At 61.6% G+C, this 13,985-nt stretch carries 16 protein-coding genes; 5 read left to right on the forward strand and 11 right to left on the reverse strand.

What is annotated here, in order from left to right:
• Positions 1-41: 41 nt before the first annotated feature.
• The 3 genes from rsxE to rnfB are packed head-to-tail and all read left to right on the forward strand — an operon-like array spanning position 42 to position 2,500.
• Entirely contained in the window at positions 42-641 is a 600-nt protein-coding gene (gene rsxE / locus ACWGKN_RS16550; RefSeq protein ID WP_035228321.1) for an electron transport complex subunit RsxE, read from the forward strand.
• On the forward strand, positions 638-1,576 hold the full coding sequence (locus tag ACWGKN_RS16555) for an electron transport complex protein RnfA (RefSeq protein WP_052159819.1): 939 nt from the start codon (positions 638-640) through the stop codon (positions 1,574-1,576). Before rsxE ends, ACWGKN_RS16555 begins: the two co-directional genes overlap by 4 nt.
• A gap of 48 nt (positions 1,577-1,624) precedes the next feature.
• A complete protein-coding gene (gene rnfB / locus ACWGKN_RS16560) occupies positions 1,625-2,500 on the forward strand; it encodes an RnfABCDGE type electron transport complex subunit B (RefSeq protein ID WP_035228320.1) in 876 nt (291 codons plus the stop codon).
• A 307-nt stretch (positions 2,501-2,807) separates the two neighbouring features.
• Here rnfB and ACWGKN_RS16565 read toward each other — a convergent pair whose 3' ends face one another.
• The 6 genes from ACWGKN_RS16565 to ACWGKN_RS16590 all read right to left on the reverse strand — a co-directional run bounded on the left by ACWGKN_RS16565 (position 2,808) and on the right by ACWGKN_RS16590 (position 7,805).
• Positions 2,808-3,113 (reverse strand): putative quinol monooxygenase, encoded by a 306-nt coding sequence (locus ACWGKN_RS16565; protein ID WP_035228318.1) that lies wholly within the window; start codon positions 3,111-3,113, stop codon positions 2,808-2,810.
• 145 nt (positions 3,114-3,258) lie between these two features.
• Entirely contained in the window at positions 3,259-4,233 is a 975-nt protein-coding gene (locus ACWGKN_RS16570) for a DMT family transporter (protein WP_424255094.1), read from the reverse strand.
• 216 nt (positions 4,234-4,449) lie between these two features.
• Positions 4,450-4,674: a hypothetical protein gene (locus ACWGKN_RS16575; RefSeq protein ID WP_035228313.1), complete on the reverse strand. Its 225-nt coding sequence runs from the start codon at positions 4,672-4,674 to the stop codon at positions 4,450-4,452.
• A gap of 47 nt (positions 4,675-4,721) precedes the next feature.
• Positions 4,722-6,152, reverse strand: a complete 1,431-nt coding sequence (locus tag ACWGKN_RS16580) for an ATP-binding cassette domain-containing protein (RefSeq protein ID WP_052159818.1) — start codon at positions 6,150-6,152, stop codon at positions 4,722-4,724.
• Positions 6,153-6,351: 199 nt separating this feature from the next.
• Positions 6,352-7,092 (reverse strand): dienelactone hydrolase family protein, encoded by a 741-nt coding sequence (locus tag ACWGKN_RS16585; protein ID WP_035228310.1) that lies wholly within the window; start codon positions 7,090-7,092, stop codon positions 6,352-6,354.
• 209 nt (positions 7,093-7,301) lie between these two features.
• The gene (locus tag ACWGKN_RS16590; RefSeq protein WP_452095657.1) at positions 7,302-7,805 is read right to left on the reverse strand and encodes a dihydrofolate reductase; all 504 of its coding nucleotides are present in this window, start codon (positions 7,803-7,805) and stop codon (positions 7,302-7,304) included.
• Between the two features lie 189 nt (positions 7,806-7,994).
• On the opposite strand from ACWGKN_RS16590, the gene ACWGKN_RS16595 reads away from it, so the two are divergent.
• Both ACWGKN_RS16595 and ACWGKN_RS16600 read left to right on the forward strand, forming a co-directional pair.
• On the forward strand, positions 7,995-8,843 hold the full coding sequence (locus ACWGKN_RS16595) for an SPFH domain-containing protein (RefSeq protein WP_424255089.1): 849 nt from the start codon (positions 7,995-7,997) through the stop codon (positions 8,841-8,843).
• A gap of 55 nt (positions 8,844-8,898) precedes the next feature.
• On the forward strand, positions 8,899-9,807 hold the full coding sequence (locus tag ACWGKN_RS16600; protein WP_035228303.1) for a DMT family transporter: 909 nt from the start codon (positions 8,899-8,901) through the stop codon (positions 9,805-9,807).
• A 66-nt stretch (positions 9,808-9,873) separates the two neighbouring features.
• Here the strand turns inward: ACWGKN_RS16600 and thpR are convergent, their stop codons facing one another.
• Genes thpR through ACWGKN_RS16625 form a run of 5 tightly spaced genes read right to left on the reverse strand, consistent with a single transcriptional unit; the run spans position 9,874 to position 13,919 of the window.
• The gene (thpR, locus tag ACWGKN_RS16605; protein ID WP_035228299.1) at positions 9,874-10,410 is read right to left on the reverse strand and encodes an RNA 2',3'-cyclic phosphodiesterase; all 537 of its coding nucleotides are present in this window, start codon (positions 10,408-10,410) and stop codon (positions 9,874-9,876) included.
• A complete protein-coding gene (locus tag ACWGKN_RS16610; protein WP_424255083.1) occupies positions 10,407-11,177 on the reverse strand; it encodes a tRNA threonylcarbamoyladenosine dehydratase in 771 nt (256 codons plus the stop codon). Before ACWGKN_RS16610 ends, thpR begins: the two co-directional genes overlap by 4 nt.
• Entirely contained in the window at positions 11,140-11,943 is an 804-nt protein-coding gene (locus ACWGKN_RS16615; RefSeq protein WP_452095658.1) for a TatD family hydrolase, read from the reverse strand. Before ACWGKN_RS16615 ends, ACWGKN_RS16610 begins: the two co-directional genes overlap by 38 nt.
• Before the next feature lies 1 nt (position 11,944).
• A complete protein-coding gene (locus ACWGKN_RS16620) occupies positions 11,945-12,988 on the reverse strand; it encodes an ABC transporter permease (protein ID WP_035228294.1) in 1,044 nt (347 codons plus the stop codon).
• Between the two features lie 43 nt (positions 12,989-13,031).
• A complete protein-coding gene (locus ACWGKN_RS16625; RefSeq protein ID WP_452095659.1) occupies positions 13,032-13,919 on the reverse strand; it encodes an ABC transporter ATP-binding protein in 888 nt (295 codons plus the stop codon).
• Between the last annotated feature and the right edge of the window lie 66 nt (positions 13,920-13,985).

Below are 13,985 nucleotides of genomic sequence, written 5' to 3' on the forward strand. Positions count from 1 at the left end.
TCTATTGAGGGGAAGCACTCGTGGCAAACGATAAAACAAGCATGCAGTTGATTGCTCGCGGCATCCTGAGCGAGAACCCGATCTTCAAACTGGCGCTGTCGATGTGTCCGGCGGTGGGTATCTCGACCACGGTGATCAACGGCCTGATGCTGGGGGTGGCGGTTCTTTTCGTCCAGGTGTTCTCCAGCGTCACCATATCACTGTTCAAGAACAGGATTCATCCCCGGATCCGCATCCCGACGTACACCCTGACGATCGCCACCTGGGTGACGGTCATCGATCTGGCCCTGGCCGCCTATCTTCCCGACGCTTATGCCAAGATGGGAATTTTCGTCAAGCTTATCGTCGCCTTCGCCATCATTACGATGCGGCTGGAGATGTTCGCCTGCAAGGAATCGCCCAACGACTCCTTCTGGGATGGTCTCGGGATGGGCCTCGGCTTTCTCGTCGGCATGGTGGTGATCGGCTTTGTCCGTGAACTGCTGGGTTCAGGGGCGATCCTCGGCTATGACGTCCTCGGTTTCAAGCCGCTTCTGTTCTTCATCCTGCCCTGCGCCGGTTTCTTCGTGGTCGGGCTGATGATGGCCTTTTTCAACTGGATCGAGCTTGCCTACAAACAGGCGAAAGGGAAGAAACAATGATGCACAGACTACTCACCTACTGGGCTGCCGCCCTCATGTTTATCCTGGCGCCGGCCTGTCTCCAGGCCGCTGATTTCGTCAGCGAGCAGCGCTTCGGCGGCGAAAACGAAATCATCCTGACCTATCCCGCCGCGATCGACAAGGCAACCGCCCAGAATCCGGCCAGATACACGGTCTTTGAGGAATCCGATCCGGATATCAGGCTGGAGATACGGAAAATCGATGTCTCCGAGGATGGCCGTACCGTGTCGCTGATCTTCAGCGAGTCGCTCAACAGCGCCAAGACCCATGTCGTATCGGTGCGCGGCGATGACGGCAGGGAGATCGAGAGCATCCAGGTGAAGAAATCCTACCTGGGATACCTGCTGTCGATTCTGATTTCGGCCCTGCTGGTCAACAACTTCGTATTCACCAAGTATCTCGGCCTCTGTGTCTTTTTCGGGACTTCCAAGCGCAAGACAACCGCCAAGGGCATGGGCGTCGTCTTTACCATCGTCATGGTGGTATCGGCGCTGATGAGCTGGTTCTTCTACCAGTTCATTCTCATTCCCTACGACCTCAACTTTCTGCAGATTGTCGTCTTCATCGGCCTGGTGTCGCTGACGGTGCAGGCGGTCGATACCATCCTCCGCAAGGTCAACCCGATTCTCTTCAACTCGTTCGGGGTCTACCTGGTACTGGTCATCGCCAACTGCGTCATCATCGCCGTTCCGCTGATCATGGCCAGCAACAACTACAGCATCGTTGAAACCTTCATGCTTTCCCTCGGGGCCGGGGGCGGCTTCCTGCTGGCGCTGTACCTGATGAGTTCGGTGCGGGAACGGCTGGATCTGGCCAATATCCCGCCGACTTTCAAAGGCCTGCCGATCGCCTTCATCGTTGCGGGGCAGTTCGCCATGGCCTTCCTGGGATTCTCCGGTCTGCAGCTGTTCTGATCGTTGATTCCCGAACTATTAACGGATTGAATACAGAGTGACAAAGATATGGATCCGGCGTTGATAAAAATCGCTATTGGTGGAGTTGTTCTTCTGGGGTGCATCGGGCTGTTTTTCGGTATCGGTCTGGCGATTGCAGCCCACAAATTTGCCGTTGAAAGCAATCCGTTGATCGAAGAGGTGCTGGAGTCCCTGCCGCTGGCCCAGTGCGGCGGTTGCGGCTATCCCGGTTGCGAGGGCTACGCCATTGCCGTCGTCACCAACCCCGATGTGCCGCCGAACCTATGTTTCCCGGGCAAGGAACGGGTGGCGGCGGTCGTGGCCGAGCTGACGGGCAAGAAATTGACGGCCGTCGAGGATCAGATCGCCGTCGTCCGCTGCTCGCGGGAAGAGGGGAGGGTCAGTCACAAGCACGAGTATATCGGATTCGCCTCCTGTACCGCGGCCAATCTCGGCTTCGGCGGGCCTTCCAACTGCCAGTATGCCTGTATCGGCCTGGGTGAATGCGCCGAGGTCTGCCCCTTCGACGCCATCACCATGGTCGAGAATTTCCCGGTCGTCAATCCCGACAAATGCGTCAGCTGCGGTGCCTGTGTCCGCACCTGCCCCAAGAAGATCATCGAGATCCAGACATTGAAGGCCAGGGTCTTTGTGCCCTGTTCGACCATGGACATGGGCAACAAGGTGAAGGCGGTGTGCCAGGTGGGATGCATCGCCTGCAAGCTCTGCGTCAAGGCCTGCCCGGCCGGAGCGGTGGCCTACGAGAACAACCGCATCAAGATCGACCACAAGGCCTGCATCGCCTATGGCCCGAGCTGCAACGAGGCCTGCGTCGCCAAGTGTCCACGCGACATCTTCCGGATCTATCACGGGTGTGAAGTTATTGCCCGCAAGCCTGAGCTGGGGTTGAAGATGGCGGGATGATTCCACCCCGACCAGAGGTTTTCGGTGTCGGATGTTCAAGGCAGGTTCTTCGTGAACCTGCCTTTTTATTTTGGGGCCAGAGCAGTTTTCGGCGGACAGGAGAGGGCCTGGCTGCTGCCGGTGGAAGTCGGAGACGGTCGCTCCACACGATGACAGGAAATCCTTTCCGTGCCGGAAACGGGGCCCTCCATCCGCCCCGAAAATTGAACAGGCCTCACGGCCGCCGCTCCGTCCAGGGGCGGTCATGTGCGGCATACGGAGGACGGCGTGGAGCCGTTCCAGGGAAACGCTGTCGATAGCGCCGAGGTCAGACCGCCTGGAGCACCTTGAGGGTGACCCCCTCCACCAGGTCCTTGACCTGCTGATGGTAGGCGCGCAAGTGGGGTGTGGCCAGATGGTCCTTCCACGCCTCGACATCACGCCATTTTTCAACAATGGTGATCAGATTGTGGTCCAGCGACTGACGGGCCACCCCGGTGTCGATGTCGATCGCCGGATAATATTCGATGCAGCCGGCCTCGGCGCGCACCGCCGGGACATTGGCGTTGAAGATGGCAATGAACTCGTCCTTTCGCTGCTGCCTGACGGTGATCGAGGCGATGACGGTGATCATCGATGGGTCCTCCTCAATGGGTTGAATTTCAATTTCGAAACACGTCTTGCCTTTCTCCGTCGAGGAGAAACAGGAGCCCTACGTCGCTGTTCCACAGCGCCGGTGTGCGGCCCTGTCCCGATGCTGCTCACCCCCCTGGATACGGTCAGCGCAATTTCGCCCGGGACGAAATTTCGCTCCGAGCCGCAGTTCGCAACAATCGCCTCAATCTGTAGCGGATGGGTTTGGCGAAGTCAAGGATTGGAACGGTGGTTCGCTTCTGCAGGAGCAGGAAATTGCCGCCGATGATGAACAGTATCCCGGTCATCGCCGTGGCAGTCCAGCGATAGCCTTCCCAGACGGTGGAGATAGCCAGGGCGACGAGCGGGAACAGCAGGGTGGCATAGGCTGCCCGATCGGCACCGATCGTGCCGATCAGCGACAGGTAGCAGCCGAAGGCCACTATCGAGCCGAATATGGCGAGATAGAGAAGGGAAAGGATGTACGAGGGGGTTGTATCAATGATAAATGGTTTGCCGCTGAGCCAGGCGGCGGCAAGCATCAGGAGGGCCCCGTAGCCCATCCCGAAGGCGTTGGTCTGGAGGATCGGCAGGCCATTTTTCTGGTTGCGGGCCGAGAGGATATTGCCGAGGGAGGCGGAATAGGTGGCGAGCAGGCAGAGCAGAACGCCGATAACCCCGTCCTGCTGCAGAGAAAACGACGAAATCTCGGGCCTGAAGACCAGGAAAATGCCGACAAGGCCGAATATCCCCCCGGCGAACACCTTGCGGTCCAGGGGGGCGTTGAGGAAAATGGCCCCGTTGACCATGTTCATCAGCTGGATCGTCGAAAAGATGACCGCGGCGAGGCCGCTGGTGATTCGCAGCTCCGCCAGGTAGAACAGCAGGTAGTTGAGGGAGAAGAGCAGGATCCCCTGCAGCACCATGTAGCCATGGTCGAGCGCGGAGAACCGCATCGGAATCCGGCGGACCCGGCACCAGAGCAGCAACAGCACGGCGGCCAGACTGAAGCGGTAGCCGACCGAGAGCATCGGGTCGACCTCTCCGAGTTGCAGTTTGATGGCGATCCAGGTTGATCCCCAGATTACAACGGTTGTGCCGTAAAAAAGGATGTTGACCATGAAGTTTCCCCTCTGCCGGATTCGGTAGTCATCGAGCTGGGTCCCGCCGGCCGGAGAGTCCGACCGGAAAACGCACCCTAGCCCGCCATGGAGAAAAACAACAGATACAGTTGCCGAAATAAATTACAGGTACAGTTTTGGTCGCATACCGCCAGCTTCGGGGGTATCGGGTCCGTTCCCAGTCCGGTTTGGCGGGGGTGGACTCAGAACACCGGCTTACTGTTCCCCGGCCTGCTCCTTGAGCGTTCGGGTCTGGTCGTTCTGCTGGCCGGCAGCGGTCCGGGCCTTGTCGATGGGGGTCTTGATCGCCTCCACTGCGGCCTTGGCGGTCTGTTCAGTCTGCTTTTCGATCGCCCCTTGCTCCTTTTTTCCTTCGTCGCCGGAACAGCCGGCGAGGAGGAGAGTGGCGACTACAAGAGGTAAGGTGATGCGGAAGATCATGGATTGCCTCCACGTGTGAAATGATGGAATGAATCGACCCCATGTCATCATGCCGTCGGATTGCCGATAACGGGAAAAGGCATCGAGGCTGATGCGGTGACGGAGCCGAGACGGAGGTGCTGGCGGAAAAACGGCCGGTATTCATCCTGGCGGTGACTGACATACAACATCGTACTGAACCGGTTGGCGGCGATCTGCTCCAGAAAATCAAGCAACCCGGCGCGATTATAACCATCGAGACCTTGCGTCGGCTCATCGAGGATCAGCAGCCGCGGCAGCTTGATCAGGGCCCGGGCGATCAGGACCAGGCGCTGCTCGGCGAAGCTGAGCCGTCGGAAGGGCTGGGCGGCCTTGCCGGCCAGGCCTATCCATTCCAGCCACTGCATCGCCCTGCGTTCCTGGACCCCGGTCGGCCTTCGGTACAGCCCGATCGAATCGAAGAGGCCGGACAGCACGACCTGTCTCGTCGTACCGGGGGCGCGGTAGTTGCGGTGGAGGTCGGGCGATACGATGCCCATATCCCGCTTCAGTTCCCAGATCGATTCGCCGCTGCCGCGCCGTATCCCGAAGATGCGGAGATCGTTGGCGTAGCAGTTGGGATTATCGCCGGTGATCAGTTGCAACAGGGTCGATTTGCCGCTGCCGTTCGGGCCGGTGACCAGGGTATGGCAGCCGCTATCGATGCGGAGGTCGAGATGTTCGAAGAGCAGGTGTTGGCCGTAACGGGCGAAGCCATCCCTCAGGTTGACCAGTTCCTCGGCTGCGTCGACCGGGAGGTCCCTCGCCGCGACAAGCCGGTCGAGAGCGGGCTGAAAGGTCCCCCGGGCCGCTGATCGAACCGTGTCGAATCGGTCGATGACCATGTCCCTTCTGCCCTGCACCACGATCCTGCCCTGATCGAGGATGGCGAGATGGCTGCACCAGGCAGGAATATCCTCGCGGTTGTTGACCGTGACCAGCACCTGCACCCGATGGCGGTCGAGGGTGGCGAGGGCCTTGTCCAGCTCGATGCAGCCGGCCTGATCGAGGCCGTCATAGGGATTCTGGATGATGAGGTGCCTGGCGCCGTTGAGAATTTCGCGGAGGAGGATCAGCTTGCGGCTCTGTCCGGAACTGAGTTGCCGGTAGCCCTTGCTGAGCGAATCGGTCATCGCCAGGGCCGCCAGCAGCGGAGATCGGTCGCTGCCGGGCGGCAGAAAGGCGATCGCCGGCGTCCCGGGGTCAGGGTGGTCGAGAAAATCGCTGTCGTCGATCAGGAGTTCGTGCTCGTAGATGTCCTGCTGGATGCTGAAGGAGATGATTCCAGCGTCCTCCGGCAGAATCAGGACCTCTGCCGCCGGGACGATATCACCGGCGAGAATGGCGAACAAGTCATCTATCCCCGAACCATTGTCCCCATAGATGCACCAGGATTGGTCCGGGGCGGTCAGGAAATCGGCAATTTGCAACGATGGATGACGGAGGTTTTTGATCTGCATGAAAAAAAAATCGGCTGGCGTTCATTGCGACCGTCGCACACCATGGCGACGGAGCGGCCGGATCGGCATCGGGGCACGTCATGGAGAGGATAGCACAGCGGGATGATCCCGTCCATCATTGCGCAGGGCTCGGGCGCAATTGACCTGCCCGGGGTTGGGGAGGGCGGCGCAACACCCGGACAGGTAACGCGGGCTGACCTTATTTGAAGGTGTCGGCGAGGAATTCGGTGAAACGGCGCCATGACTTGCGGTCGGCATCCTCCCGGTAACGATCGCTGCCGAAGACCGTGAAGGCATGCGGCGCACCGCTGTAGCTGATCATTTCGTGGCGAATCCGGTTCTTTTCCAGTTCCTGGGCCAGAAGGGCGAAGTCCTGCATCGAGACGCTTTCATCGGCGGTGCCGTGGAGGACCAGGATCTGTCCCCGGGTCTTGCCGTAGTTCTGCCCTTCGGGAGTGGTCAGGCCGCCGTGAAAGGTGACGAAGCCGAGCAGATCGGCCCCGGAGCGGGCCATTTCCAGGACGGCGGCGCCGCCGAAGCAGTAGCCGGCAGCGACGACCTTGTCGCCGGTGAGGCCGTTCTCCCTGGCGGCATTGAGTCCGGCATCGAGCAGCGTGCGCATCTTTTCCCGGTTTTGATAGAGCTCGCCGGTCAGGCGTTTCCGGTCATCCATGGCCGTCGGTCGGATCCCGGCCCCGAAGAGATCGACGGCGAAGGCGTTGTAGCCGAGTTGGGCGAGCATTTCGGCCCGTTTGATCTCGTAATCGGTCAGACCATCCCAGTCATGGATGAGCAGGACCAGCGGCGCCGCGGCGGAGGGGCTGGCAAGGTACCCTTCATAGCTGGTGCCGTTGACCGAATAGACGACCTTTTTGCCGGTCGCAGCGGCGCTGAGGGTTGCAGTGCACAAAAGGAGCAGCAGAACGAGTAAGGATCGCATGGCGGACCTCCTTGCATTGAAATCGAGTAGAGAGCCGAACCAACGCATTCAGGTGGTTGGGCGTCAAGTCCCGTGATGGGTTTCGGGTCCGGAAATGGACCTGGAGGGCCAGGCAACGGTCCTCCCTGTCTCTGCAACGATAAGTGTCGCCAATGGGAAAATCAATCCTGGTCTCCAGTTGGAGTTGCCGAACTGGATGGGTGGGTTCATCAGGGGGGTGGCGGGTGGAGATCAGGGCGGACCCGGCGGTAGGTGATGACGGTGAACGGCAGCGATCCGGTGAACCGCTCCTGCGTTGTCTCTTGAAAGGTTTGGGGATCGAATGCCGGAAAAAAGGTGTCGCCGTCGACGGCCTGATCGAGGACCGAGAGGATGATCCCGGTCGCCAGCGGCAGGGCCTCCCTGAAGACCTGGGCGCCGCCGATGATGAACACCCTGGATTGCCCCGCACAGTGCTCCAGGGCGTGCCCGAGCGTCGGTACAACCACTGCCCCCGGCGGGGCAAAATCTGGATTCCGGGTGATAACGATATTTTCTCTTCCCGGCAATGGGCCGTCCGGCAGTGACTCGAAGGTTTTTCTTCCCATGATGATCGGGTGTCCCATCGTCGTGGCCTTGAAGAAACCGAGTTCTTCCGGGATATGCCACGGAATGATGCCGTTCTTGCCGATAATCCGGTTCGCGGCCATGACGGCAATGAGGAGGATATCCATGACGAGGCAGGGGGCGGTAGGAAAAATGTATTGAATTACGATAGGTTTCAATTTATTACTATCTGACTATACATTTTTCCGGGTGTGAATACAACCGCGAGCAGCCGGATCGGAGATTGGCGATCCGATTGATATGCTCCCCCCGTCGTTGGAAGGTAACGGCGGCTGTGGCCCTGCCCAGAGCTGGGGATGCCTTGCAAGGCGACCCCCTGCTTCCACTTCTATTGTTCCGAGGATCGCCATGCAACTGACATCTACAAACGATCGCTGAAAGAGGAACCGATCGATATCGGTGCCCAGTCCTGCATCACCGCCGATAACGTCACCCTCCAGGTCGACGGTATCCTGTATCTCCAGGTGGTCGATGCCAAGATGTCGGCCTACGGTATCGACGATTACCACTTCGCCGTATCGCAGCTGGCCCAGACCAGCCTGCGCTCGGCCATCGGCAAGATCACCCTCGACAACACCTTCGAGGCGCGCGAGTCGCTCAACGCCCGGGTCGTCGACGCCCTCGACGAGGCCGCGACCAACTGGGGGGTGAAGGTCCTGCGTTATGAAATCAAGGACATCCAGCCACCGCGGACCGTTCTCGAGGCCATGGAAAAGCAGATGAAGGCCGAGAGGGAAAAACGGGCCGAGATCGCCCGCTCGGAGGGGGAAAAACAGGCAATCATGAACCGGGCCGAGGGTGACAAGGCCGAAAAAATCTTCCTGTCCGAGGGGGAGAAGCTCAAGCGCATCAACGAGGCCGAGGGCCGGGCCCAGGAGATATTGCGGGTGGCGGAGGCGACGGCACAGGGGATCAGGATGGTCGCCGAGGCGATCGATTCGGCGGGGGGACGCGATGCCGCCAGTCTCGAGGTGGCGAAAAAATATCTGGACGAGTTCGGCAAGCTGGCCAAGGAGAACAACACGATGATCATCCCCGGCAATCTAGCCGATATCAGCGGCATGATCGCCACGGCGATGTCGACCTTGAAGTTCGGTCAGGGCCAGCCGCCAGGCCGGCAGGAGGTCGGGGTCGAAAAGGCCTGAGGGATGGAAGCCGGGACAGGGGACAGATCACCGTTATGATCGGGATGACGCGATCGTGAGCGGAGAATCCGGGGGAAACGGGAATTCTCCCGTCTTCATCCACTTCCTCATGGTGATCTGCGCCGCCCTCGTTTCGACCTCGTTTACGGTCGGGGCGGCGATCGCCGCCGGCCTCGATCCGGCAGTTCTCACCCTGGTCCGGTTTCTGGTCGCCACCGCCATGCTCGGTCCGTATGTGGCGCTGCGGCACGGCCTGCAGTTCTCGTGGTCGCTGTGCGGCCGCGCCGCCCTGATCAGTCTCTGCCTGGTGATCTTCTTCTGGTGCATGTTCCTCGCCCTCCGCTTCACCACCGCCCTCAATACCAGCGTCATCTTCACCCTCGTTCCCTCGATCGCCGGCATCTATGCCGTCTTCCTGGTACGGGAGCGGCTGGCGGCACGGCAGCTCGCCGCCCTCGCCGTCGGCATGGTCGGGGCGGTATGGGTCATCTTCAGGGGTGATCCGGGGTTGCTCCTGGCGATGGCCTGGAACCGCGGCGATGTCATCTTTTTCGGCGGCTGCCTGGCCATGGGTCTGTATACGCCACTGGTGCGGCGGTTGCACCGGGGCGAATCGATGGTGGTGCTGACCTTCTGGATCCTCGTCACCGGCAGCCTCTGGCTCCTGCTCCTCACCGTCGGCCGTCTGCCACATGTTCCCTGGGCCGAGGTGCCGCTCATGGTCTGGGCTGGAATCTGCTATCTGGCGCTCTTTACCACGGTCATCTCTTTTTTCCTCACCCAGTACGCCATCCCCTTTATCGGTCCGACCCGGGTCATGGCCTATTCCTATCTCTATCCGGGGATGGTGGTGATTCTCGACCTGTTCTTCGGCCATGGCCTTCCCGATCCGCTGGTCCTGCCGGGGGTCGTCATCGTGATCGCCGCCATGCTGGTCCTGCAGTATGGTCGAAACGAGCGATGACCATCCGGGTTTCTCTGCAAGCCGGCCGGGGCGACAACGCCGCCGCGGCGTGGCCGTAACCTGCTCTCAGGCGGTGAGCGGATAGCGTCTTTCCATTGAATGAATGGCGCCCTGCGGTGTCAGTCGGCTCGAATAGAGCACGAATTCCTTCACCGGGATTTCCTCCGTCATGAAGGCGGCGTGGTGTTGAAGGAGCGATCTGTCGAAGCCGGAGGGCGTCTTGATCCGGGCGATGGTGATATGGGGCGAATAGCTGCGCTTTTCGCCGGCGATGCCGCAGGGGATAAGGCTGATCTCGATCAGAGAGTGGAGGCGGTGGAGCAGGGGTTGGGCCTGGACCCCGGCCCAGATGATCCGGGCCGGTCCCCGTGGCGGAAAGCAGCCGATGCCCTGCAGGACAATCGCAAAGGGCGTCGCGGCGATGGCGGCCAGGGCCTGGTGGATCGGTTGGAGCCGCTGGTCTTCGACCTCGCCGATGAAGGTGAGGGTGAGGTGGAGCTGGTCGGCCGGCACCGCGCGGGCGCCGCGCACCTCCCGACCCAGTTGGTGCAGGCTGTCCTGGATCGCCGTCGGGATATCGATGGCGGTGAAGAGTCGTATCACTGGGGGTCCTCCTCCGGGCTGGGATTGTCTTCAGCGAGCTGGAGGATGGCCTGGTTGGCGATGATCAGGCCGAAGATCCCGGTCAGGGTCGGCAGGCTGCCCAGCACCCTGCGGCGGCGGCCGCGCTGGTCGAACGGCGAGGCCTCCGGATACACCCCATCCTCCGGTTCCTGGTAATCGAAATCGATATCCTCGGTCGAAAAGACGCAGTGGATGCCGCGACCGACCCCGCTTTTCTTCAGCTTCTTGCGCAGACGCCGGGCCAGCGGACATTTGCGGGTGTCGAACAGATCGGCCTGGCGGATCTGCAGCGGATCGGCACGCAGGGCCGCCCCCATCGAGGAGATCACCGGGATGCCGCGGCTGTAGGCCGCGGTCAGCAGCTGGGCCTTGGGGTTGAGGGAGTCGATGGCATCGACCAGCAGGTCCGGCGGCGGGGTGAGGATCTGTTCCGCGGTGAGACTGTCGGCAAAGAGCGGCAGGGCCTCGACTCGACAGTCGGGATTGATGGCGAGGACCCGCTCCCGCCCCACCTCGGCCTTGAGGCGGCCGATGGTCGAGGTCAGGGCCAGGATCTGGCGGTTGAGGTTGGACGGCTGCACGGTATCGAAATCGACCAGGCGGAGACGGCCGATGCCGGCCCGGGCCAGGGCCTCGACCACGTGGCCGCCGACGGCCCCGAGGCCGACGACGGTGACGAAGCGTGACTGCAGCCGGCTGAACCGTTCCTCACCGAGGAAGCAGCGAATCCGCGTAAATCGTTCCATTGTTCCAGATCCGGTGAGTGAAGTCTTGCAGGTTTATGTGCCGCAGTTCGGCCGCCTCCCGGTACAGCGGAAGGATGTTCGCCGGTTCGTTGACCGGTGGCGTCGTTGCCGCCGTTCTCAAGGCCGGCGGCAACTGGTCGGGGGCATCGGTTTCAAGGAGGATGCGGTCGAGTGGGGTTTCGATAAAGACCCGGCGCAACCGCTCCCGCCGGCGGTCGGCCAGCCCGGCCGAGAAGGAGATCCGGCCGCCGATCCTGACCAGGAGGTGCATGATCTCACGCGAGCCGCTGAACGAGTGGATCATGAACGGCGGCAGGGCGGCCACCTTCGCCTGGTGTTCCAGCAATTCGAGCAGCCGGCCCCAGCAGCCGAGACAGTGGAGCGACAGCGGTCGCCCGAACCGGATCGCCAACTGCAGGTGCCGGACGAATATCTCCTCCTGCCGCTCCAGCGGCACGAGACATTTTCCGTCCAGCCCGATTTCGCCGATGCCGCAGCGGGTGGTTTCCAGGATGGCCGCCAGCCGTTTCTCCCAATCGGCGCTTGCAGTATGGGCATGCCAGGGATGGATACCGAGAAAGGGAAGAACCGCCGGTGAGGCCGAGGCGAGGCGGAGCACCTCCGGCCAGTCCGCCTCCGTGGTGGCATTGCAGAACATCCGGACGACCCCGACCGCCGCGGCCCGGTCGAGTACGTCGTCGCGGATGGCGGCAAGACGGGGATCCTGCAGGTGCAGGTGGCTGTCAAGGCAGCGGAGATCGGCCATATCATTCATTCCACGAGAACAGGGCGGCGGCGATCACCAGGGCGACCACGGTGCCCAGGAGGAGGACTCCGCACTCGAACTGGACTTCGGTAAAAGATCCGCCCTCGTTCATGACCCGGCGGGCGGCGGTGAGGAGGTGGGTCAGGGGCAGGAACTGCGACAGGTGGTGGACCCAGGCCGGTGATCCCTCGAGCGAGAACCAGACCTCGGAGAGGAACATCATCGGCCAGGTGATGAAGTTCAGCGCCCCGCTGGCGAACTCCTCGCTCGTCCCGCGGGCCGCCAGGATCAGGCCGATGGAGCAGAGGTTGAGCCCGCCGAGGGCGAAGATCAGAAACAACAGCAGCAGCGAGCCGTGGACCTGGAAATGGAACAGCAGATCAGCGCCGAGCCAGACGACGCTGATGGTGAAGAGGAGCAGGCAGAGGCGGGAGAACATCTGGGCGCTGAGGTATTCGAGGGCGGTGAGGGGGGTGGCCCGCAGCCGCTTCAACGCGCCGTTCTTGCGGTAACGGACGATGACGTAGCCGACGCCCCAGAGCGCTGAGAACATCATGTTCATCGCCAGGATGCCGGGCATCAGCCAGTCGATATAGCGGATCTGTCCTCCGATGGAGACGCCTTTTTCCGGAACGGGCTTGCCGATCATGAACGAGGCGAGATAGATCCGTTCGGCGAGGGAGCCGTCGGGGGAGGAATCGTTGAGCCAGTAGGCATGGCTCGGCGACTTCGCGTCGACGAGCAGCGAGATCTGATGGCGGCTGAGCCGGGTCTCGCCGTCGGCTCTGTCGGCGACCGGGACGAGGATGATATGGCGGTCGTGGCGGAAGGCCTCCGGCATCGAGGTCGCCGCCGCTGCCGACAGCACGGCGTCGGGGGGGAAGACCCCGACCTTGAACTGCTTGAATTCCCGGCCATTGAAGATGATGCCGAAACCGACGATGATCAGGAAGGGGAAGGCGAAATTCCAGCCGAACGAGGCCCGGTCGCGGAAGAATTCGGCATTCCTGGCGACAAAGATCGCCCACATGCGGTGAATGTTCATTGGTGTGTGCGGCGCTGCTGGAGGTTGTGGTTCGGAGGCGTCATCATTCACGCAGCCTCTTGCCGGTAAGATGGAGGAAGACGTCCTCGAGGTTGGGCGAGTGGATGGAGATCCCCCGTAGGTCGATCTCCATCTCCATCAGGACGTTCAGGCCCAGATGAATCTCATCGATGTGAATGGCAAGGGTCTCCTCGTCACGTTCTTCGACAGCGAACGGGAACGACGGGGGCAGGCGGCTGGACGCGGTCTTCGGCAGGATGATCGCGTTCATTCCCCCGTACTGCCGGATCAGTTCGGCGGGCGAGCCGGCGGCGATGATCAGTCCCTGGTCGACGATGGCGATCTCATCGCAGAGATATTCCGCCTCTTCCATCGAGTGGGTAGTGAGGATCAGGGTCCGGCCCTCGGCCTTGAGCTGACCGACGATATCCCAGAGGTTGCGGCGGGCCTGGGGGTCGAGGCCGGTGGATGGTTCGTCGAGGAAGATCAGCCGGGGTTGGTTGAGCAGGGCCAGGGCCAGCATCAGCCGCTGGGTCTGGCCGCCCGACAGCCTGTCGTTGCGGCGCTTTCTGAGGTCGGCCAGGTCGCAGCGGTCGATGACCTCTTCGAGGTCGGCGGGACGGTGGTAGAGGCTGGCGAAGGTCTTCAGGGACTCTTCGACCGAGAGGAAGTTGAGCAGCGAGGTATGCTGGAACTGGATGCCGACCTCTTCCCTGAAACTCGCGGTGCGGGGGCGGCCGTCAAAGAGGACCTCGCCGCTGGTCGGTTTGATGATGTCTTCGATGATCTCGAGGGTGGTGGTCTTTCCGGCCCCGTTCGGCCCGAGGAGCCCGAAACAGATGCCGGGCTCGACATCGAAGGAGATATCTCGCACGGCCTCGACGGCACCGTAACGCTTGCGGAGATGATGGACCTCGAGGATGGGATGCATACCGGCACCGGACGAGTGGAGTTCGAACGATCAGGACAGGGTCTCTGAGTCACCGTCCCTGTATCA

The organism is Desulfoprunum sp., assembly GCF_053613775.1.